The sequence below is a fragment of the Okibacterium endophyticum genome (assembly GCF_054780075.1).
Genome location: NZ_BAAGXA010000004.1, coordinates 36,362 through 56,839 on the forward strand (window position 1 = coordinate 36,362; position 20,478 = coordinate 56,839).

Below are 20,478 nucleotides of genomic sequence, written 5' to 3' on the forward strand. Positions count from 1 at the left end.
AACCATGACCGAGCCGAATGCGAACTGGCAGTTCGAAACCAAGCAGATCCACTCCGGCGCGCAGCCGGATCCCGTGACGAAGGCCCGTGCCACCCCGATCTACCAGACGACGAGCTATGTGTTCGACAGCGCAGAGCACGCCCAGAACCTCTTCGCGCTCGCCGAGTTCGGAAACATCTACACACGCATCCAGAACCCGACACAGGATGTCGTCGAGCAGCGCGTCGCCGCTCTCGAAGGGGGCACAGGCGCGCTCCTCCTCGCCTCAGGCCAGGCCGCGTCGACCTTCTCGATCCTCAACATCGCGCAGGCCGGCGACCACATCGTCTCGTCGTCGTCGATCTATGGAGGCACGTACAACCTGTTCAAGTACACCCTCGCGAAGCTCGGCATCGAGACCACGTTCGTCGAGAATCAGGACGACCTCGACGAGTGGCGGCGCGCGGTGCGCCCGAACACGAAGGCGTTCTTCGCCGAGACGATCGGCAACCCGAAGATCAACATCCTCGACATCAGGGGCGTCTCAGACGTCGCTCACGACAACGGCATCCCACTGATCGTCGACAACACGATCGCGACGCCGTACCTCATCCGCCCGTTCGAGCACGGTGCGGACATCATCGTGCACTCGGCGACGAAGTTCCTCGGCGGTCACGGCACGGTCATCGGCGGTGTCATCGTCGACGGCGGAACGTTCGAGTGGTCGAAGAACGTCGAGAAGTTCCCCGGCCTCACCGAGCCTGACCCGTCATACCACGGCGCGAGCTACACCACGGTGCTCGGCGACTCGATCGCCTACATCATCAAAGCGCGCGTTCAGCTGCTTCGCGACCTCGGGTCCGCCATCGCACCGGCGAGCGCCTGGCAGCTCATCCAGGGCATCGAGACGCTCTCGCTGCGAATCGAACGGCACGTGCAGAACGCGCAGGAGATCGCGGAGTGGCTCGACGCACACCCCGACATCGCGAGCGTCAACTACTCGGGTCTGCCCTCGAGCCCGTGGTATGCAGCGGCCAACACCTATGCCCCGAAGGGTGTGGGAGCGGTGCTCTCGTTCGAGCTCAAGGGCGGTGTGGATGCCGGCCGCGAGCTGGTGAACACGCTCTCGCTGTTCTCGCATCTGGCCAACATCGGCGATGTGCGTTCGCTTGTGATCCACCCCGCGTCGACGACGCACTCGCAGCTCACTCCAGAGCAGCAGCTCACGACGGGTGTGACGCCCGGACTCGTGCGTCTCTCTGTGGGGCTCGAGAACGTCGAAGACCTCAAGGCAGACCTCGAGCAGGGTCTCGCCGCGGCGCGAAAGGTCGTCGACGCCGCTCGCGCGTAAGCAACCTCCCGCTCTCTGTGACCTTTCCGGACGGATGTGGCCGTTGCGCCGCGCACTTTCGTCCGGAAAGGTCACAGAGACTCGGGCGTTCTGAGCGCGCGACTCGTAACACGTCAGCACGTCGCGCGCCCGTCCGAGAGAATGGGTGGATGGATTGGCAGACCCCAGAAGACACGGTGCCGTCGAGTTTCGTGACGGATGCCCAGGCGCGGCTTCTGCTCGGCAAGCCACCCGCCACCGGCGCCTGGCGTGACGGCGACCCCTCCGGCAGCCGCCGGTTCGCGGATCTCGGTCCTATGGAGTTCCCGAGCGGGTCCAGTCTTCCGCACGTCCGGATCGCCTACGAAGCACACGGCACACTCTCACCGGCGCGTGACAACGCCGTTCTCATCAGCCATGCCCTGACCGGAGACAGCCATGTCTCCGGTCAAGCCGGCAACGGGCATCCCACGGCCGGCTGGTGGTCAGAGATCGTCGGCCCCGGCCTCGCGATCGACACGGACAGGTGGTTCGTGGTGGTTCCCAACATGCTCGGCGGATGCCAGGGGTCAACAGGTCCCGCATCGTTCGCTCCCGACGGATACGAGTGGTCTGTCAGGTTTCCGTACATCACCATCAGAGACCAGGTCGAGGCGCAGGCGAAGCTCGCAGACCACCTGGGCGTCGACAGGTGGGCAGCCGTCGTCGGCGGTTCGATGGGTGGCATGCACGCCCTCGAGTGGGGCATCGGGCGTCCGGAGCGAGCGGAACGCCTCGCTGTGCTGGCTGCTCCCCCGCTCACAACAGCAGACCAGATCGCCTTGAACTCCGTGCAGATCGAGGCGGTGCGGATGGATCCGCTCTGGGCAGGAGGGCACTACTACGACGCACAGGACGGCGACGGCCCGCACCGGGGTCTCGCACTGGCCAGGAGAATGGCCCTGCTCAACTACCGAAGTCCAGACGAGTTGAACGCGCGTTTCACACGTTCGTGGCAGTCGCAGATCTCTCCCCTCGGCGACGGCGGAAGGTTCGCCGTCGAGTCCTACCTCGATTTTCACGGCAACAAGTTCACACGCCGGTTCGACGCGAACAGCTACATCACGCTCGTCGAGGCGATGAACTCACACGACATCGGCCGCGACCGCGGCGGGGTGCTGTCGGCACTGGCGCGTGTGACCGCGCGCACCCTCGTGCTCGGCATCGATTCAGACAGGTTGTTCCCCCTCGAGGGCCAGATCGAGATCGCCAAGGGCATCCGCACGAACATCGACGGTGACCGGCCGGCGGTGATCGCCTCGGATTTCGGTCACGACGGGTTCCTCATCGAGCACGATGCCGTCACGGCGCATCTGCGCCGCCTGCTCGACGACTGATGCGCCGGTAGACTCGCCGGCATGGCGGTTCAGAAGGCGGGGGCAGCGTGCCGTCCCGGCTGAGTCGCGAAGAACGAGCGAGATTCGCCTGGCAGCTGTCGTTCCTCCTCTATCGCACCACACGCCTGTTCGGGCTGTTGTCGCTCGCCACCGCCTTCGTCTGTCTTCTGATGCCGGGTGCTGTCGAGTTGTCGGCGCTCGTCACCCTCACGCTGCTGCTCTCCGCCTGCGTCGTGTCTCACCTCGCGTTCACGTCGCATCCTCGCCCGCTGTGGCTCGTCGGCACGTTCTCGCTGAACCTGTGCAGCATGGTCGCCATCGCCGTGCTCCCCGGTACGCACGAGAACCTCGCCACCATGAGCGCGGTCACAGCGATCGCGGCGGGCGCGAACGGGTCGCTCGCGACGGTGCTGATGCAGACACGCGGTCAGCTGCTCGTTGTGGCAGCCGGTTTTCTCACCACGGCGGTGTTGGCCGTTGGCCTGGTCGGCTGGCCGTCGTGGAGCACGGCGATGCTTGTGATGTTCCTGCCGGTCGGCTGGGGAGTCTGTGCGGTCTTCGGCGTCTGGCTCACCGTCAGCTTTCCCCGCGTGATGCGGCGGGTGGCCAACATCGGCGGCGCATACAACGTCGAACGGCGAGCCAGCGAGACCGAAGCCCAGCGGCATCGGAACGCCCGCCTGCTGCACGACACGGCTCTGGCTACGCTCACCCTGCTTGCACACTCAGGTGTCGGAGTCTCACACGATTCCCTCCGCGCGCAGGCGGCGTCAGACGGTTTGCTGCTCAGGCGCCTGCGCCTGGGCGAGACCCCGAGCCCGCACACCTCCGGCGAATACGCGCTCACGAACACGGCGGAGCTCGATCTCGGTGTGACCCTCGATTCGTTGCGACATCGGTTCACCGGAACGGGTCTCGAGATCGACTGGCACGGCTCGGGTCAGCTCGGCCTGCCTGCAGACAAGCTCGACGCGTTCGTCCTCGCCCTCACCGAGTGTCTCGAGAACGTGAGACGCCACTCGGGCGAGACCGCTGCGCACGTCACGCTGAGCGACGACGGCCGCAATGTGAGAGCGGTTGTGACGGATGCCGGCGTCGGCTTCGATCCGGATGCCATCCCCGGCGACCACCTGGGCTTCGCAGAATCGGTGGTCGGACGCATGCACGATGCCGGCGGAAGCGTGCGCGTCTTCAGCGCCCCCGGGGCGGGAACGACGGTCATGCTCGAGGTGCCCAAATGACCATCCACATCGAAACAGGGCGCGCCCGGTCGATGCGCGGCACCGCGCAACTCGGCACGGGGCTGGCCGTTGCGAGCGCGATTCTCATCGGCGCCAGCCTCTGGCGCTTTGTGCTGAATGCGACGGCGCATCCGTTGCTCTGGCTCTCGATAGCGGCCTGGGTGCTGCTGCTGGTCATCATCACAACGACAACCGTCGTCGCAAGGCGCGGCGGATACATCCTCTCGAGCGGGCAGTTCTTCGCACTCGCAGCGGCCCTCGCCGCTGTCGTCGCACTCGATCTCACTGCCACGTCGGGCTCGTCTGTCGCGCTCTACCCGACGGCAGCCGTCGCCGTCGGCAGTGTGCTGATGGGAGTCGTCACCCTGCGCCCTGTCCAAGAGGTGCTCACGGCCGTCATCGCTCTCGCCGTTGTTCTCACCGTCGGGATGCTCGTGTTGCCCGGGCCGCTTCAGACCGGGTCCGCTGTGGGGGTCCAGCTGCTTGTGCTCGCCGTCGGGCCGGCGTGTGTGGCCTGCGCGATCGTTGCGTCGTATCGCAGAATGGTGATGATGGCCATCGACAGGGTGCTCATCCAGAGCACTGTCACTGCGCCGGCTTTCGGTGTGAGCCTCGCCGACTCCGAAGAGCTGCAGGAGCTCGACCGCGAGGTCGAGCAGCTTTTCGACGATGTCGCATCCGGGAGGGAGCCGCTCCCGCTTTCGTCCGAACGAGCGGCACAGGCCGCAGATCTGGCCACGGCGCTGCGACTCACCCTCGTTGCCGGCCGCAATCACACGTGGCTGCACCACGCGGTCAATGAATCCGATTTTCTCGCGTCGTCGGTGACCTTGCACGACCCTCAGGCGAACGCGGCGCTCCTCGACCAGAGTCAGCGCGACGGCCTGCTCTCGGCTCTGTGGCTTATGATGCACAATGACGTGAAGAACCAGCGCGCGGCCGTTGTGACCTTCGACGAGGCACACCAGCCCGCATCGGGGCCCCATCACGACGTGGTCTTCTCGATATCGATAGATATCGGCGGTCTGCGGCGTGTGGACGTCGACCCCGCGACCTGGGACCACCTCGGTCGTGTGGGAAGCTATGTCGATACCGCGAGCGCACACGCGTTTCATGTAGAAATTGAATGCACTGTCGTGAATCCCGCGGATCGCTGATCGTGCGGGGCCGATGAGGGAGATGCATGAGCACTGCAGCTGAACAGATCGACCTGGCGATCGTCGACGATCACCGGATGCTGCTGGGAGCGCTCAGCGAGTGGATCGGCGGCGCCGCCACGGACATCCGCGTCGTCGCGGCCGTGCCCACCTGGACAGAGCTGCTCGCCCACCCCGAGTTCCCCGTCGACGTTGTGCTGCTCGACCTCGATCTCAAAGACAACGTTCCGATCTCGGTCAAGCTGTCGACGCTGAAGACGGCAGGAGCCAAGACCGTGCTGATGAGCACGTACTCAGACCCGGCGGTGGTCAGGGAGGCACTGGCCTCGGGCGCGCTCGGCTATCTGGTCAAGACCGAAGAGGCGTCGATGATCGTCGAGGCGATCCGCTCCGCCACACGGGGAGAATCGTTCATCTCGCACGAACTCGATCTGGCGCTGTCGACCTCTGAGAGCGGCGCACCGCGTCTCAGCGCACAGGAGCGCCGGGTGATGGCACTGTATGCGGCGGGCGAGCCGGTCAAATCTGTGGCGTTCGAGCTGAGCATCTCAGATGAGACCGCCAAGAGCTATCTCAAGAGGATCCGTGAGAAGTACCGTGCGTCTGGCTACGACGTCGGCACGAAGGTGGCGCTGCGCAAGCGGGCCATCCTCGACGGCATCATCGTCGACTGAGGATCAGTCAGCGCTCTCGAGCGCCCGCTCGAGCCTCTCGACCTTCGCATCGATCTCGCCGGTGCGTCCTGGCCTGATGTCTGCCTTGAGCACCAGCGAGACGCGCGGACCGAATCGGCCGACGGCATCCGTCGCTCTTCTGACGACGTCGAACACCTCGTCCCACTCCCCCTCGATCTCGGTGAACATGGAACTGGTCCTGTTGGGCAGCCCGGACTCCCTGACCACCTTCACGGCCGCGGCCACCGCGTCGTGAACCGATGCGTCCGGGTTGTCTCCGCCGGATGGTGCGACGCTGAATGCGACAAGCATCTTTACTCCTCTGCAGCGGGTGGGGTGTCCTCCCGCAGGTGTTGTGGTGTGTGTTGTCCGCGTGGGCGCAGACGCCTGATTCGCGCAGATGAGCCGCCGCGCCACAGATCCATGATGGACCAGCCGAGCAGCACGAACCACCCGAGGTTGCGCAGCGAGACAACGAAGACCATCGCGGGGTTCTCGACGAGCAGCCATCCGTACAGGTAGGGATAGACCAGCTGTGTGAGCGCGGCGATCACCAGGGCGATGACCGCCGGCGCGGCGAATCGTCGCCCGCGCAGCACGATGCCGGCCACGACGGGGGCGATGAGCCAGGTGGTGAACTGGGGGGAACCGACCTTGTTGAACGCGATCAGCACCACAACGAGCGCGAGCGTGAGCGACGGGAACACACACACGAACGATGCGCCGCGTCTCACCGCCCACAATCCGATGAGCAGGGTCGTGGCAACGGCAGCCGCGAGAACCGGCGTCATCGCGGCGATCGCCACGTCGATGTTCGGACCGGTGACCTGGTAGGTGAGGATGTCTGGGTCGTAATAGACGAAGGCGCCGTCGACGCCGGACGAAGCGAGCCACATGTACGGCGTGGCAACGGGCGACTCGATCTGCAGGCCACGCTCGGTCTGCGCGGTGACGAAACTCAGCACGTTCAGGCCGCTGCCCTGCACGAGGGCGACGACGATGACAACGATGCTGGTCGCGGCGCCGGCCGCGATGACCGCCCATCGCCTGCGACTCGAGACCACGAGGACCGCGACAACCGCTGCGGGCCACACCTTCATCCAGGCGGCCAGCGTGAGCAGCACCGTGCCGGCGCGCGGATGCCTCGCCACGAGCAGCAGGGCGACGACGGCGAGCGGCACGGTGATCGAGTCGATCCGGGTGAAGGCGATGGGGCCGAGTGCCGCGATGAACGCGATCCACCACCAGGCCGCCGCCAGACGCGGCCGGGAGCGCCCCCGCCCGATGAGCATGGCGAACGCCGCCGCATCGAGCAGTGCGACGATCAGCAGCCAGCACTCCGCATAGAGAGCCGGGCCAGCCACCGTGGCGAGGAGCATTGGAAGCAGTGCGACGATCGGATACACCCAGGGCTCGTCGATGCCGACGACGGACCCGCCATCGAGGATCTGCTGTGCCCACGGCTGGTACACGAGAATCAGGTCGCCCTGCGGAAGACCGTCTGCGTTCACGGCAAGCCAGGCGACGAGAGCGTGAACCAGAGCGAACGCCCCCCACAGCCATCCTCTGTTGCCCACCAGGCAAACCTATCGCCAGACGGCCGCGGACCGGCAAACGACGGCGCCACGATCCTGATGGCGACGCACGAGATGGCCTTCGCCCGCGATGTTGCCGATCAGGTGGTTCTTCTCGACCAGGGCGTCGTCGTCGAGCAGGGTTCGCCCGAGGTGCTGTTCACCGCGGCGCGCGAACCGCGCGCCCGAGAGTTCCTCGTCCGGTTCACCGGCACCCTCTGACACGGCTCGGAACGCCGGGGCTCCCTCGAGGGGCACTCGTTTCAGGCCCGCCTTCTGAATACCGCCCTGATGGCATCCGGAAGGGCTTCTGCGACGTCGAGGGCGGCGATCGGCGCCCCGCGAGATGCCAGGAGGGCGGCTGTCTGGTGCAGCAGCGCAGCGGATGCCGCGATCGCCGCGATGGCACCGGGCTCATGTGCGATGCGGTGCGCGTTGGTGGCGAGCATGGCGCCGATGATGCCGGCCAGAACGTCTCCGGTGCCCGCCGTGGCCAGCCAGCCCGGGGCATCCGCCACGGCGAACCGCTCGCCGCTCGGCGCAGCGACGTGAGTGGTCGATCCTTTGAGGAGCACCGTGACACCCAGTACCTCGCTCGCGTTCGCGGCCCAGCGCTGCGGGTGGGCGGCGATGTCACCCGCCGAAGCGGGGCGTCCAGCCGACTCGAGCATATGTGAGAGTTCACGCGCATGAGGTGTGACCACGATGTGGTTGTCTTCTGGCACACCGGATGCCACCATCGGGAGCGCGCCGGCGTCTGCGACGACGGGCAGGCCAGACGTGAGCGCCTCGGAGAACAGCCGTTCAGCTTCACCGAGGGCACCGGCATCCATACCGGACCCGATCAGCCAGGCCTGCACCCGACCGGCCTGCGTCACCGCCTCGGGGCGGCGCTGCAGCACGAGGGCGCTCGCGTCGCCGAGATAACGCACCATCCCGAGCCCGGTGCGGACAGCCGCTTCGACGCCGAGCACTGCTGCTCCCTGGTACAGCTGTGACCCCGTCACCATGCCGAGCACACCCCGTGTGTACTTGTCGTCACCCGCGCCGGGAATGTGAATCCACCGGCGCACGTCGTCTGCCGTCGGTGAGGTCCATGTGCTCATACCGTTCACGATATGTTGAAAGTCCTGCCCGCGCACAAGCAACAACACACCGGAGGCATCCGTGACCGCACCATTCGACCCCATCGTTCTCGCCGACGGATCTTCAGCCGCGACCGAGGTGCGCAATCGCGTGTGGATCGCACCGATGTGCCAGTACTCCGTTCCGGACGAAGACGGTGTTCCCACCGACTGGCACCTGATGCACCTCGGTCAGTTCGCGGCGGGCGGAGCAGGCCTGGTCTTCACCGAGGCGACAGCTGTGAGCCCCGAGGGGCGCATCTCGCCGCGGGACACCGGCATCTGGAACGGCGAACAGGCCGATGCCTGGGCGAGGATCTGCCGGCTTGTGCGCGCGCAGGGAGCCACGGCGGGCATCCAGCTGGCCCATGCCGGTCGCAAGGGGTCGACCGTCGCCCCGTGGGGAATGGACGGACGCGGCACGATCGACCCGGTCGACGGCGGGTGGTCGACGGTTGCTCCGTCCGCGGTCCCCTTCGGTGACTACGCGGTGCCGACGGCCCTCGACGAGAGCGGCATCGAGAAGGTGGTGAACGATTTCACGAGCGCTTCGACGCGTGCGGCGGCCGCCGGCTTCGACGTGATCGAGATCCATGCCGCCCACGGCTACCTGCTGCACCAGTTCCTCTCGCCGCTCAGCAACACCAGGGACGACGCGTGGGGCGGCTCGCTCGAGAACAGGGCGAGGCTGCTGCTGCGGATCGTCACGGCGGTGAGGGCAGCCGTGCCTGACCGTGTGCTCATGGTGAGGTTCTCGGGAACGGACTGGGCGCCTGACGGCGTCGACGGATGGAATCCGGAGGACTGCGCCACGGTCGCCGCCTGGGCGCACGAGGCCGGCGCGGATGCGTTCGACCTGTCATCCGGCGGCACCCTGCCCGGCGCCCGCATTCCGATCGGGCCCGGATACCAGGTCGAGTTCGCCACGCGTGTGCGCAAGCGCACGGGCGCGCCGACGAGCGCCGTCGGCCTCATCACCGACTCCGCCCAGGTCGACGAGATCATCGGCACCCAGAGAGCGGATGCCGTGATGCTCGCCCGCGAGGCACTCAGGGACCCGCACGCACCCCTGCGCATGGCACGGGAGCTCGGAGCACAGAACATCCCGATCCCCGGGCAGTACGAACGCGCGTACTGAGCGCGCTCGCGCCGACACATCACGCGCTATCCGTCACATCGCACCCATCACGCCGTACGATCACGCCGTACGATCACGCCGTACCATCACGCCGTACCATCACGCGCTACTCCATTTGTGACGCGCGCCACTATATCGTGTGGCGCGTCACAAATGGAGTAGCGCGTGACGAAGCGTGCGGCTAGCCGAGCCGCGCTGCGATCAGCGTCGTTGCGTGGCGTCCTGCACCTCTCCGACGAGTTCCTCGATGATGTCTTCGAGGAACAGCACCCCCGTGGTGTCTCCATTCGGGTTGAAGGCGCGCGCGAGGTGCGCACCGGACCGACGCATGATCGCCAGGGCGTCTTCGAGCTCGGTCTCTTCATAGATCGAGACGATCTGCCGGATGCGCTTGGCCGGCACCGGTTTGTTCTCGTCCCCCGGTTCGGTGTCCGCCTCGAGCCGGAGAACATCCTTGAGGTGCAGGTAGCCGGTGGGCTGGGCGCCCTCGTCGACGATCACGTACCGCGAGAACCCGTTCTTCGCGACGGCACGCTCCACCTGGGCCGGCGTCGTGTCCTCTGGCAGGGTCACGAGCGCGTCGATCGGCAGCGCGACGTCCTTGACCGTTTTGGTCGTGAACTCGAACGCGGCGACGAGTGCTCCGGATGCGTCGGTGAGCACTCCTTCGCGGGTGGACTGAGAGACGATGGTCGCCACCTCGTCGAGGGTGTATGTCGACGTCGCCTCGTCTTTCGGCTCGACCCCGAACATCCGCAGCACCACGTTGGCCGTGCCGTTGAGCGCCCAGATGACCGGCTTGAACACACGCGAGATCAGCACGAGCGGCGGTGCGAGGATCAGCACGGCGCGGTCCGGCATCGAGAACGAGAGGTTCTTCGGAACCATCTCGCCGAGCACAACGTGCAGGTACGACACGAGAAGCAGGGCGATCACGAACGCGATGGTGCCGATGACCTCTTCTGACCAGCCGGTCAGCAACAGGGGCACCTCGAGAAGATGATGGATCGCCGGTTCAGAGACGTTGAGGATGAGCAGAGAGCAGACGGTGATGCCGAGCTGGCTCGTCGCCAGCATCAGGGTGGCGTGCTCCATGGCCCAGAGCGCGGTCTTCGCGCTCGACCTGCCTCGTTCGGCCAGGGGTTCGATCTGCGACCTGCGTGCAGAGATCACCGCGAACTCGGCGCCGACGAAGAAGGCGTTGCCGATGAGCAGCACAACGAGCCACGCGATTCCCGCCCAGTCGTTCATCGGCGGCCACGCCCTTCCGTGTCTGCATCCGTGTCTGGGTCTGCATCTGCACCCGCGTCTGCGTCTGCGTGGTCAGAGATCACCGGTTGTTCACCGGTGTCGGGCTCAGGGGACGGCACGAAGCGGATCCTGTCGATGCGTCGCCCGTCGAGGCGTTCGACCCGCAGCGTTCCTGCGTCGATCGACACCTCGTCTCCGATCAGCGGCAGCCGTCCGAGTTCGCTCATCACGAAACCGGCGACCGTCTCGAACGGGCCGTCGTCCGGAACAGCGATCCCCGTGCGCTCGAGAAGCTCGTCAGGGCGCAGGCTGGCGGGGAACACGATCGAGTCGTTGTTCCGCACGACACCCGCCCGTGATCGGTCGTGTTCGTCTGACACCTCGCCGACGATCTCTTCGACGAGGTCTTCGAGCGTCACCACGCCAGCGGTTCCGCCGTACTCGTCGACGACGACCGCCATCTGATAACCACGCCCCCTGAGCTCGACGAGAAGCGAGTCGAGCCGCATGGTCTCGGGCACCCGCACGATGTCTGACTGGAGCGCAGAGACCGGAACCTCCGACCGTCGTTCCCGAGGCACGGCGACCGCCTGTTTGACGTGCACAAGACCGATGATGTCGTCGAGGTCTTCATCGATGACCGGAAACCGCGAATACCCGGTCACGCGCGCGAGGTCGATGACGGTCTGCGCCGGGTCGCCGCGGCGCACAGACGACACCCGCGGACGAGGTGTCATCACGTCTGACGCATTGTGGCTCGAGAAGATCAGGGTGCGCTGCAGCAGGGTGGCCGTGTCTTTCTCGAGGGTGCCCGCGCCTGCGCTCCTGCGCACGAGGCTCGAGAGCTCCTCGGCCGTCCGCGCGCCGGACAGCTCTTCTTTCGGCTCGACCCCGATCATCCGCAACAGCCCGTTCGCGCTGCCGTTCAAGAGCACTATCGCGGGTTTGAACACGGTGGTGAAGACCGTTTGGAACGGGATGACGAGTCTCGCCGTCGCGACGGGCAGCGCGAGGGCGAAGTTCTTCGGAACGAGTTCACCGATGATCATCGACAACAGGGTCGCGATCGTGACGGCGAGAACCGTGCCGATCGGCCTGACCGTTGCCTCTGGCAGTCCGAGCGCGGTCAGCGGCGCCGTGAGCAGCGTTGTGATCGCCGGCTCCATGGTGTAGCCGGTGAGCAGCGTGGTGAGGGTGATCCCCAGTTGCGCGCTCGACAGGTGTGTCGACGTGATCTTGAGAGCGGCGATGGTCATTCCGAGCCGCGTCTCACCACGATCCCGCCTCGCCTCGAGGTCAGAGCGATCGAGGTTGACGAGCGCGAACTCGCTGGCGACGAACAATCCGGTGCCGACCGTCAGCACGAGGCCGACGCCGAGCAGCACCCACTCATACATCCGGGTCCTCCTTCATCAGGAGGCTGGGTCTATGGGGGTCTGGAGAGGCGGCAGGGGGAGGATCGTCCATCGTGCGCACAATTATACGCAGCACGAGCTGGAGGCGAACCGTGATGGGTGAACCCGCTATCGGTTCGCGGGTGTGGCAGCTACCAGGAGACCGGCAGCGCCTTGCCCTCTTCGTATCCCGCGTCGGACTGCAGCCCGACCCGTGCCCGCTCGTGGAACTCCGGCACGCTCGTCGCACCGGCATAGGTGAAAGACGAGCGCACGCCAGAGGTGATCATGTCGAGAAGGTCTTCGACGGACGGCCGCAGAGGATCGAGATAGATCTTCGACGACGAGATCCCCTCGGCGAACAGTGTCTTGCGGGCGAGTTCGTAGGCGTCGAGGCGTCCGAAGCGCTGCTTCACCGCCTTCGTGGATGCCATGCCCCAGCTCTCTTTGTAGAGCCTGCCGTCTTCATCCGTCTCGAGTGTGCCCGGCGCCTCGATGGTGCCGGAGAACCACGAGCCGATCATAACGCTCGATGCGCCGGCCGCGAGAGCGAGGGCGACATCACGCGGATAGCGCACTCCCCCGTCGGCCCAGACGGTGGCCTCGTGCTCACGGGCGGCGGCGGCCGTCTCGAGCACGGCCGAGAACTGAGGTCGTCCGACGGCTGTCATCATGCGGGTGGTGCACATCGCACCGGGGCCGACGCCGACCTTGACGATGTCTGCCCCTGCGGCGACGAGGTCGGACACGCCGTCTGCCGTCACAACGTTGCCCGCAACGAGAGGAATGCCGAGGCCGAGAGCGCTGACCTCGCGAAGAGCGCGCACCATCGCGTCCTGATGCCCGTGTGCCGTGTCGATGACGAGCACGTCGACGTCTGCGCCGGCCAGCGCCCTGGCCTTGGCTGCGATGTCGCCGTTGATGCCGATCGCCGCAGCGACGGTGAGCCGGCCGTTCCGGTCGGTCGCCGGCTGATAGAGCGTCGATCGCAGCGCACTCGTGCGGCTCAGTGTCCCGACGACGTGCCCGTGGCGCATGACCGGTGCGAAGTCGATGTCTGCAGCGACCATCAGGTCGAACGCGGCACGGCCCTCTGTGACGTCTTCGGCATCGATCGATGCGACAGCGCCGTGCAGCAGGTCACCGAGCCTGGCGTCCGGGAGCGTCGAGCCGAGCCGGCGCGACGGAATGCACCCCAGGTAGCCGCCGTCGGCATCCGTCACGATCACCCCGTGCCCCTCGACAGCGGGAACACGACGGAGCGCATCTGCGACAGTGGCATCGGCCGTCAACGAGATGGCGGTGTCGAACGCGACAGGCTGCTCTTTCACCCAGCGGATGGCGGCATCCAGATCTTGGAGCGGCATGTCTTGCGGCAGCACCCCCAGCGCGCCCCTGCGCGCGAGCGTGGCCGCGAGGGTCGGCCCCGTCACCGAGTTCATGTTCGCCGAGACGATCGGCAGTGTCGCGCCCGTGCCGTCATCCGGTGCGAGCGAGACGTCGAGCCGTGAGCCGACCGCCGAACGTGACGGCACGAGGAACACATCCGAGTAGGTGAGATCGTAATTCGGCTCTTGGCCATAAAACTCCATGTATTTAACGCTACAGACCCGCGGCGCCCGGTGCAGCCCCTCCGTAATGCGATTAGGCTTGAAGACGGGTCAGGCGGTGCCACCCGACATGGGCGCCGCAGCGAACAGCGATCGAGAGAGTGGTGGTCTGGCGGTGTCAAGCCAGTTGACCGGTGTGGGTACCGACGACGGTGCTTCCGGCGAATTCGGAGCCAATGAGTGGCTTGTCGACGAAATGTACGAGCAGTACCTCGCCGACAAGAACTCCGTCGACAAATCGTGGTGGCCGATTCTCGAGAATTACCATCCCGTGAGCGGCGACAGGGCGACCGATGCCCCCGAGGGCACCGCAGAAAACCAGAACGGGCAGAGAGATCCGGCCTCGGCGTCGTCCCCGCAGCCGCCCGCAGCCCAGCCCCCCGCGTCGCAGCCGGTGGCGAGAACGACGTCGGTCAAGCCGAAGTCGGCACCGATCCCGGCCGACGCTCCCGTGACCGCGCCGCAGAAGACGACGAACGGCGACGAGGAACCAGAGACGGCGCCGGCCGAGAGCCAGGTCACTCCCCTGCGCGGAATGTCGAAGACGCTCGCGGCCAACATGGATGCCAGCCTGACGGTTCCGACAGCGACAAGCCTCCGCACGATTCCGGCCAAGCTGATGATCGACAACAGGATCGTCATCAACAACCATCTGAAGCGCGCACGCGGCGGCAAGGTCAGCTTCACCCACCTGCTGGGCTGGGCGATCATCCAGACGCTCAAGGAGTTCCCGAGCCAGAATGTCTACTACGACGAGGTCGACGGCAAGCCGAGTGTTGTCGCCCCCGCACACGTCGGGCTGGGAATCGCCATCGACATCCCGAAGAAAGACGGGACCCGCGCCCTGCTCGTCCCCGCCATCAAGCGCGCAGAGAGCCTGAGCTTCAGCGAGTACCTCGTCGCCTACGAAGACCTCGTGGCCCGCGCCAGGAACAACAAGCTCACGGCAGACGACTTCTCGGGCGCCTCGATCTCTCTCACGAACCCGGGCGGGATCGGGACGGTGTCGTCGACGCCGCGGCTGATGAAGGGCCAGGGATGCATCATCGGCGCCGGCGCGCTCGAGTACCCGGCCGCCTTCCAGGGGTCGAGCGAACGCACCCTCGTCGAGATGGGCGTCGGCAAAACGATCACCCTCACCTCCACCTATGACCACCGGGTCATCCAGGGCGCGGGCTCGGGAGAGTTCCTCAAGAAGATCCACGAGTTGCTGATCGGCCAGCGGAACTTCTACGAGGACATCTTCGCCGCCCTCAGGATCCCCTACGAGCCGATCCACTGGGCGCCAGACATCTCGGTGGATCTCAGCGACAACATCAACAAGACCGCCAGGGTGCAGGAGCTCATCAACTCGTTCCGCGTTCGCGGCCACCTCATGGCCGACATCGACCCGCTCGAGTACGTTCAGCGTTCGCACCCCGACCTCGACATCGCGAGCCACGGCCTCACCTTCTGGGACCTCGACCGCGAGTTCGTCACGGGCGGCTTCGGCGACAAACGTCAGGCGAAGCTCCGTGACATCCTCGGCGTGCTGAGGGACTCCTATTGCCGCACCATCGGCCTCGAGTACATGCACATCCAGGACCCGGCGCAGCGCAGGTGGATCCAGGAGAAGGTCGAGCGTCCGTACGCGAAGCCGACGCACGAGGAACAGCTGCGCATCCTGGGCAAGCTCAACGAGGCAGAGGCCTTCGAGACCTTTCTGCAGACGAAGTACGTCGGTCAGAAGCGGTTCAGCCTCGAGGGAAGCGAATCGACGATTGCGCTGCTCGACGCGGTGCTGCACAGCGCGGCGAACGCCGGCCTGGACGGCGCCGCGATCGGAATGGCGCACCGCGGGCGTCTGAACGTGCTCACGAACATCGCAGGAAAGACCTACGGCCAGATCTTCCAGGAGTTCGAGGGAACCCTCGACACCCGCAGCCAGGGTTCGGGCGACGTCAAGTACCACCTCGGCACAGAGGGCACCTATAAGGCGCTGAACGGCGTCGAGCTGCCGGTCTACCTCGCCGCGAACCCCTCGCACCTCGAGGCCGTGAACGGTGTGCTCGAGGGCATCGTGCGGGCGAAGCAGGACCGCCAGCCGATCGGCAGCTTCTCGACGCTCCCGATACTCGTCCACGGCGACGCGGCCATGGCCGGCCAGGGAGTTGTGCTCGAGACGATGCAGCTCTCTCAGCTGCGCGGCTACCGCACGGGCGGCACGATCCACGTTGTGGTGAACAACCAGGTCGGCTTCACCACTCCCCCCGGCGAGGGCAGGAGCTCGGTGTACTCGACCGACGTCGCCAAAACGATCCAGGCACCGATCTGGCATGTGAACGGCGACGACCCCGAGGCGGTCGTTCGCGTCGCCGAGCTGGCGTTCCAGTACCGGCAGGAGTTCAAAAAAGACGTGGTCATCGACCTCGTCTGCTACCGCCGCCGTGGGCACAACGAGGGCGACGACCCCTCGATGACACAGCCTCTGATGTACAACCTCATCGAGGCGAAGAGAAGTGTGCGAAAGCTCTACACCGAAGGGCTCATCGGGCGCGGAGACATCACGCCAGACGAATACGAGGCGGCGCACCGAGACTTTCAGGACCGCCTCGAGCGTGCATTCATGGAGACCCACGCCGCACAGACGGCGTCGACACCGGTCATCGTGAGCGAACAGGACGACGACGGTTACAGCGGTGAGCCAGAGACGACGGGTGTCTCCGAATCGGTCATCCATACCATCGGCGATGCCTTCAAGAACAAGCCGGCCGGCTTCACCGTGCACAACAAGCTGCAACAGCTGCTCGACAAGCGCCACGACATGAGCCGCAACGGCAACATCGACTGGGCGTTCGGCGAACTCCTCGCGCTCGGATCGCTGCTTGTCGAGGGCACACCCGTGCGGATGAGCGGCCAGGACACGCGTCGAGGAACCTTTGTGCAGCGGCATGCCGTGCTCCACGACCGTGTGAACGGACAGGAATGGCTCCCGCTCGCCAACGTCTCTGACAACCAGGGCCGATTCTGGATCTACGACTCCCTGCTCAGCGAATACGCGGTGATGGGCTACGAATACGGCTACTCGGTCGAGCGACCGGATGCCCTTGTGCTCTGGGAGGCGCAGTTCGGGGACTTCGCGAACGGCGGGCAGACCATCATCGACGAGTTCGTGTCGAGCGCCGAGCAGAAGTGGGGGCAGCGCTCGAGTGTTGTGCTGCTCCTGCCGCACGGCTATGAAGGTCAGGGCCCCGACCACTCGTCAGCGCGGATCGAGCGGTACCTGCAGCTCTGCGGCGAGAACAACATGACGGTCGCGCGTCCGTCGACCCCCGCGTCGTACTTCCATCTGCTCCGCCGGCAGGCTTACGCGAGGCCCAGGCGGCCGCTCGTGGTGTTCACGCCGAAGGCTATGCTGCGCCTGCGCGGTGCGACAAGCGACCTCGCCGACTTCACGTCAGGCCGGTTCGACCCGGTGCTCGACGATTCGCGGATCACGGACAAAGCGGCTGTGAAGCGTGTGCTGCTGCACTCGGGAAAGATCCACTGGGACCTGGTCGCAGAGCTCAAGAAGAACCCGAACGACCGGATCGCGCTTGTGCGCCTCGAGCAGTACTACCCGTTGCCGAAGCAAGAGCTCGTCGACACCCTGAACGCGTACCCCAATGCCGAACTCGTCTGGGTGCAAGACGAGCCCGAGAACCAGGGGGCGTGGCCGTTCATCGCGCTCGAGGCGTCAAAGCACCTCGGCACCAGGGCGATCAGCGTCGTCAGCCGGCACGCCTCTGCCTCGCCGGCCACCGGTTCGGCGAAACGCCACGCCGTGGAGCAGAGCGACATCATGAACCGCGCCCTGAGCCTCTGAAAGCACTGTGCCTCTGAGATCACTGTGCCTCTGAAAGCACTGTGCCTCTGAAACGCTCAGCCTCTGAAACGCTCAGCCTCTGAAACGCTCAGCCTCTGAAAAACCCTGAGCTGCCTCTGAAGCCGCAGGCCACACGCGCCAGGAACACAGCGAGACCAGACGCCCGGGTGCGTTCAGCGGCCGGGTGTTCTGTTGTGCGCCGCGCGCGGACTCACCTGGAGCCGCGCGAGCTTCTGGAGCGTCAGTGCGTCGCTTGGGCGGCCCGCAGCTTCGCGAGCACCTGCACCTTGAGGTCCTCGGGCGCACTCTCACGGCACGCACGCGCAACCGCATCGGTCAAGGTGCGCGCGAGCAGAACCTCGTCACGGCAGGCCGCGCAATGCTCCAAATGCTCACGAATGTCAGACTCGCTCGTTGTGCATATCTCATGACGCAGGTACTCTTCGAGGTCCCGCCTGGCTTTCTCACATCCGCAATCGTTCATCGTTTCGCTCCTGCCCCCTTCGTGGCGGCGCTCGCGCTGATGCCACGATCCTGGGCGTAATCAGCCAAAAGTTCCCGCAACATGCGCCGGCCACGGTGCAGGCGACTCATCACGGTTCCAATCGGGGTTTTCATGATGTCAGCGATCTCCTGGTAGGCGAATCCCTCGACATCCGCGAAGTACACGGCGAGTCGAAAGTCCTCTGGGATCGTCTGGAGTGCGTCTTTGACGGCACTGTCCGGCATACGGTCAATGGCCTCTGCCTCTGCCGAACGGCTCGCACGCGCCGTCGTCGATTCTGCTCCGCCGAGCTGCCAGTCCTCGAGCTCGTCGATGGTGCCCTGATACGGCTCTCGCTGCTTCTTGCGATACGTGTTGATGTAGGTGTTGGTGAGGATGCGGTAGAGCCACGCCTTGAGGTTCGTCCCCTGGGTGAACTGGGCGAAAGCGGCGAATGCCTTCACAAACGTCTCTTGCACGAGGTCTTGCGCGTCTGCGGGATTCTTGGTCATCCGCATCGCTGCGCCATACAGCTGATCGATGAACGGAAGTGCCTGTTCTTCGAAGAGCGAACGCCTCTCGCGCGCAGACAGCGGCTGCGCTGCACGCTGCTCATCCACCGCCCGCTCGTCTGGACTGGTGGGCATGTCTGCCTGCGTCCGGGTGGCCGGCTGATCGTCCTGCGGCTCGCCGGAGCGTGGGGTGGGGTTCTCACCTGAATCGGTCATCGCCCGCCAGTCTACTTCCGGCAGCTCGACGTCGGGGGCCGATGACACGGCGCCTGGCGAGGCAAACGGAACCGCCGGCCGCGCCACGATCGGGCGTTCGAGAAGATTCATCGCCACTCGGCATACCTCCCTCGTCTGAAACGCCGATACATTAGACAACGATGCTTGAGTCTCAATATTCCGCGCCGGACTTCGATATCTTCGGCGACAGCGACACCACGTCGGCAAACGGACCGTGGCCTGCTCCCGTGGCGACCGCGCCCCTCGACGCGGTCGTCGAGCTCCCGGGCTCGAAATCCCTCACGAATCGCGAACTCGTGCTTTCCGCGCTCGCAGACGGTCCGTCGACACTCAGTGCCCCACTGCACTCCCGCGACAGCCAGAACATGGTCGACGCGCTGCGCGCCTTCGGCGCAGAGGTCACCGAGGTGCCCTCGCAGGGTCGTTTCGGCAATGACTGGTCGGTGACACCGTCAGAGCTCAGCGGGTCGACGACGGTCGACTGCGGACTCGCCGGAACCGTTATGCGTTTTGTCCCCCCGGTCGCCGCGCTCGCGCTCGGCCCGACGACCTTCGACGCGGACGACGCGGCACGCGGCCGGCCGATGTCGACGATGATCGCCTCACTCCGAGCACTCGGGGTCGACATCAACGACGACGGGCGCGGCGCGCTCCCCTTCACCGTGCACGGCACGGGCTCTGTGGCCGGCGGAGACGTGACCATCGACGCCTCCCGGTCGAGTCAGTTCGTCTCCGGGCTCCTGCTCTCCGCCGCACGATTCGAGAACGGACTCCACCTGCGGCACAAGGGCGAACGCCTGCCGAGTCTTCCCCACATCGAGATGACCATCGCCGCCCTCGCCGCACGAGGCGTCGTCGTCGCCTCGCCCGCGGAGGGCGAGTGGATCGTCGAGCCGTCGACGATCCGTGCACGAGACGTCGAGATCGAACCGGACCTCTCGAACGCGGCGCCCTTCCTCACAGCGGCGCTCGTCGCCGGCGGTTCGGTCTCGATTCCCGGGTGGCCGGATGCCACAACACAGGTCGGTGCGTCACTCGCCGAGATCCTGCCCCGCTTCGGCGCCACGGTCACGAAGCACAATGGCATCCTCACCGTCACAGCGGGTGAGCACATCCGCGGTGTCGACCTCGACCTCACGACGGCAGGTGAGCTCGCCCCCGCGCTCGTCGCACTCGCCGCCCTCGCGGTCTCGCCGTCGACGATCATCGGCATCGGCCACATCAGGCACCACGAGACCGACAGGCTGGCGGCTCTCGCCAACGAGATCAATGCGCTCGGCGGGCAGGTCGACGAGCTCGAAGACGGTCTGCGCATCACACCGAAGCCGCTGCACGGCGGCGTCTGGCACAGTTACCACGATCACCGGATGGCGACGGCCGGAGCCGTCATCGGCCTGGCCGTCGACGGCGTCGAGATCGAGAACGTGGCGACGACGGCGAAAACCCTCCCCCAGTTCACCGAGCTCTGGACGGACATGGTGTCAGGTCGGAGTGGGCGCCGCCCAGCGGCATCCGGCACGGAGGGCGTCACACCCTGATGCGAGCAGAGATCG

At 66.0% G+C, this 20,478-nt stretch carries 17 protein-coding genes; 9 read left to right on the forward strand and 8 right to left on the reverse strand.

The window, feature by feature from the left end:
- Window positions 1-4: 4 nt before the first annotated feature.
- The 5 genes from ACYVF5_RS02630 (at window position 5) to ACYVF5_RS02650 (ending at window position 5,757) form a co-directional block, all read left to right on the forward strand.
- Window positions 5-1,330, forward strand: coding sequence for a bifunctional o-acetylhomoserine/o-acetylserine sulfhydrylase (locus tag ACYVF5_RS02630; protein ID WP_460943040.1), 1,326 nt, complete (start codon window positions 5-7; stop codon window positions 1,328-1,330).
- Window positions 1,331-1,479: 149 nt separating this feature from the next.
- The gene (metX, locus tag ACYVF5_RS02635) at window positions 1,480-2,685 is read left to right on the forward strand and encodes a homoserine O-acetyltransferase MetX (protein WP_460943042.1); all 1,206 of its coding nucleotides are present in this window, start codon (window positions 1,480-1,482) and stop codon (window positions 2,683-2,685) included.
- 47 nt (window positions 2,686-2,732) lie between these two features.
- Window positions 2,733-3,926, forward strand: a complete 1,194-nt coding sequence (locus ACYVF5_RS02640) for a sensor histidine kinase (protein ID WP_460943044.1) — start codon at window positions 2,733-2,735, stop codon at window positions 3,924-3,926.
- Entirely contained in the window at window positions 3,923-5,083 is a 1,161-nt protein-coding gene (locus ACYVF5_RS02645) for a hypothetical protein (protein WP_460943046.1), read from the forward strand. The genes ACYVF5_RS02640 and ACYVF5_RS02645 overlap by 4 nt, the downstream gene beginning before the upstream one ends.
- Window positions 5,084-5,109: 26 nt before the next feature.
- Window positions 5,110-5,757 carry a response regulator gene (locus ACYVF5_RS02650; RefSeq protein WP_460943048.1) on the forward strand — a complete coding sequence of 216 codons (648 nt, stop codon included), beginning with the start codon at window positions 5,110-5,112 and terminating at the stop codon, window positions 5,755-5,757.
- A 3-nt stretch (window positions 5,758-5,760) separates the two neighbouring features.
- Here ACYVF5_RS02650 and ACYVF5_RS02655 read toward each other — a convergent pair whose 3' ends face one another.
- On the reverse strand, window positions 5,761-6,069 hold the full coding sequence (locus tag ACYVF5_RS02655) for a thiamine-binding protein (protein WP_460943050.1): 309 nt from the start codon (window positions 6,067-6,069) through the stop codon (window positions 5,761-5,763).
- A gap of 2 nt (window positions 6,070-6,071) precedes the next feature.
- Entirely contained in the window at window positions 6,072-7,334 is a 1,263-nt protein-coding gene (locus ACYVF5_RS02660; RefSeq protein ID WP_460943052.1) for a glycosyltransferase 87 family protein, read from the reverse strand.
- Window positions 7,335-7,391: 57 nt separating this feature from the next.
- Between ACYVF5_RS02660 and ACYVF5_RS02665 the strand changes: the two genes are divergently transcribed.
- A complete protein-coding gene (locus ACYVF5_RS02665; protein WP_460943054.1) occupies window positions 7,392-7,553 on the forward strand; it encodes a hypothetical protein in 162 nt (53 codons plus the stop codon).
- Between the two features lie 41 nt (window positions 7,554-7,594).
- On the opposite strand, the gene ACYVF5_RS02670 is transcribed toward ACYVF5_RS02665, so the two are convergent.
- Complete coding sequence (locus tag ACYVF5_RS02670; RefSeq protein WP_460943056.1) at window positions 7,595-8,437, reverse strand: ADP-dependent NAD(P)H-hydrate dehydratase; 843 nt, start codon at window positions 8,435-8,437, stop codon at window positions 7,595-7,597.
- A gap of 61 nt (window positions 8,438-8,498) precedes the next feature.
- On the opposite strand from ACYVF5_RS02670, the gene ACYVF5_RS02675 reads away from it, so the two are divergent.
- Window positions 8,499-9,593 carry an NADH:flavin oxidoreductase/NADH oxidase gene (locus tag ACYVF5_RS02675; RefSeq protein ID WP_460943058.1) on the forward strand — a complete coding sequence of 365 codons (1,095 nt, stop codon included), beginning with the start codon at window positions 8,499-8,501 and terminating at the stop codon, window positions 9,591-9,593.
- Window positions 9,594-9,794: 201 nt separating this feature from the next.
- On the opposite strand, the gene ACYVF5_RS02680 is transcribed toward ACYVF5_RS02675, so the two are convergent.
- From ACYVF5_RS02680 to guaB1, 3 genes are all read right to left on the reverse strand, one after another.
- Window positions 9,795-10,844 (reverse strand): hemolysin family protein, encoded by a 1,050-nt coding sequence (locus ACYVF5_RS02680; RefSeq protein ID WP_460943060.1) that lies wholly within the window; start codon window positions 10,842-10,844, stop codon window positions 9,795-9,797.
- Entirely contained in the window at window positions 10,841-12,241 is a 1,401-nt protein-coding gene (locus tag ACYVF5_RS02685; protein ID WP_460943062.1) for a hemolysin family protein, read from the reverse strand. The genes ACYVF5_RS02680 and ACYVF5_RS02685 overlap by 4 nt, the downstream gene beginning before the upstream one ends.
- 149 nt (window positions 12,242-12,390) lie before the next feature.
- Window positions 12,391-13,830: a GMP reductase gene (guaB1, locus tag ACYVF5_RS02690; RefSeq protein ID WP_460943064.1), complete on the reverse strand. Its 1,440-nt coding sequence runs from the start codon at window positions 13,828-13,830 to the stop codon at window positions 12,391-12,393.
- Window positions 13,831-13,963: 133 nt separating this feature from the next.
- On the opposite strand from guaB1, the gene ACYVF5_RS02695 reads away from it, so the two are divergent.
- A complete protein-coding gene (locus ACYVF5_RS02695) occupies window positions 13,964-17,692 on the forward strand; it encodes a multifunctional oxoglutarate decarboxylase/oxoglutarate dehydrogenase thiamine pyrophosphate-binding subunit/dihydrolipoyllysine-residue succinyltransferase subunit (RefSeq protein WP_460943066.1) in 3,729 nt (1,242 codons plus the stop codon).
- Between the two features lie 241 nt (window positions 17,693-17,933).
- Here the strand turns inward: ACYVF5_RS02695 and ACYVF5_RS02700 are convergent, their stop codons facing one another.
- Together ACYVF5_RS02700 and ACYVF5_RS02705 are read right to left on the reverse strand one after the other, a co-directional pair.
- On the reverse strand, window positions 17,934-18,176 hold the full coding sequence (locus ACYVF5_RS02700) for a zf-HC2 domain-containing protein (RefSeq protein ID WP_460943068.1): 243 nt from the start codon (window positions 18,174-18,176) through the stop codon (window positions 17,934-17,936).
- The gene (locus tag ACYVF5_RS02705) at window positions 18,173-18,904 is read right to left on the reverse strand and encodes a sigma-70 family RNA polymerase sigma factor (RefSeq protein WP_460943070.1); all 732 of its coding nucleotides are present in this window, start codon (window positions 18,902-18,904) and stop codon (window positions 18,173-18,175) included. The genes ACYVF5_RS02700 and ACYVF5_RS02705 overlap by 4 nt, the downstream gene beginning before the upstream one ends.
- A 161-nt stretch (window positions 18,905-19,065) precedes the next feature.
- On the opposite strand from ACYVF5_RS02705, the gene aroA reads away from it, so the two are divergent.
- Window positions 19,066-20,463: a 3-phosphoshikimate 1-carboxyvinyltransferase gene (gene aroA / locus ACYVF5_RS02710; protein WP_460943072.1), complete on the forward strand. Its 1,398-nt coding sequence runs from the start codon at window positions 19,066-19,068 to the stop codon at window positions 20,461-20,463.
- Window positions 20,464-20,478 lie beyond the last annotated feature (15 nt).

Excerpts from the sequence above, each read along its gene's own strand:
- aroA (WP_460943072.1), top strand. The coding sequence starts at position 19,066 with ATGCTTGAGTCTCAATATTCCGCGCCGGACTTCGATATCTTCGGCGAC.
- ACYVF5_RS02665 (WP_460943054.1), top strand. The coding sequence starts at position 7,392 with ATGGCGACGCACGAGATGGCCTTCGCCCGCGATGTTGCCGATCAGGTG.
- ACYVF5_RS02705 (WP_460943070.1), bottom strand. The coding sequence starts at position 18,904 with ATGACCGATTCAGGTGAGAACCCCACCCCACGCTCCGGCGAGCCGCAG.
- metX (WP_460943042.1), top strand. The coding sequence starts at position 1,480 with ATGGATTGGCAGACCCCAGAAGACACGGTGCCGTCGAGTTTCGTGACG.
- ACYVF5_RS02700 (WP_460943068.1), bottom strand. The coding sequence starts at position 18,176 with ATGAACGATTGCGGATGTGAGAAAGCCAGGCGGGACCTCGAAGAGTAC.
- ACYVF5_RS02655 (WP_460943050.1), bottom strand. The coding sequence starts at position 6,069 with ATGCTTGTCGCATTCAGCGTCGCACCATCCGGCGGAGACAACCCGGAC.
- ACYVF5_RS02630 (WP_460943040.1), top strand. The coding sequence starts at position 5 with ATGACCGAGCCGAATGCGAACTGGCAGTTCGAAACCAAGCAGATCCAC.
- guaB1 (WP_460943064.1), bottom strand. The coding sequence starts at position 13,830 with ATGGAGTTTTATGGCCAAGAGCCGAATTACGATCTCACCTACTCGGAT.
- ACYVF5_RS02685 (WP_460943062.1), bottom strand. The coding sequence starts at position 12,241 with ATGTATGAGTGGGTGCTGCTCGGCGTCGGCCTCGTGCTGACGGTCGGC.
- ACYVF5_RS02645 (WP_460943046.1), top strand. The coding sequence starts at position 3,923 with ATGACCATCCACATCGAAACAGGGCGCGCCCGGTCGATGCGCGGCACC.
- ACYVF5_RS02670 (WP_460943056.1), bottom strand. The coding sequence starts at position 8,437 with ATGAGCACATGGACCTCACCGACGGCAGACGACGTGCGCCGGTGGATT.
- ACYVF5_RS02650 (WP_460943048.1), top strand. The coding sequence starts at position 5,110 with ATGAGCACTGCAGCTGAACAGATCGACCTGGCGATCGTCGACGATCAC.
- ACYVF5_RS02680 (WP_460943060.1), bottom strand. The coding sequence starts at position 10,844 with ATGAACGACTGGGCGGGAATCGCGTGGCTCGTTGTGCTGCTCATCGGC.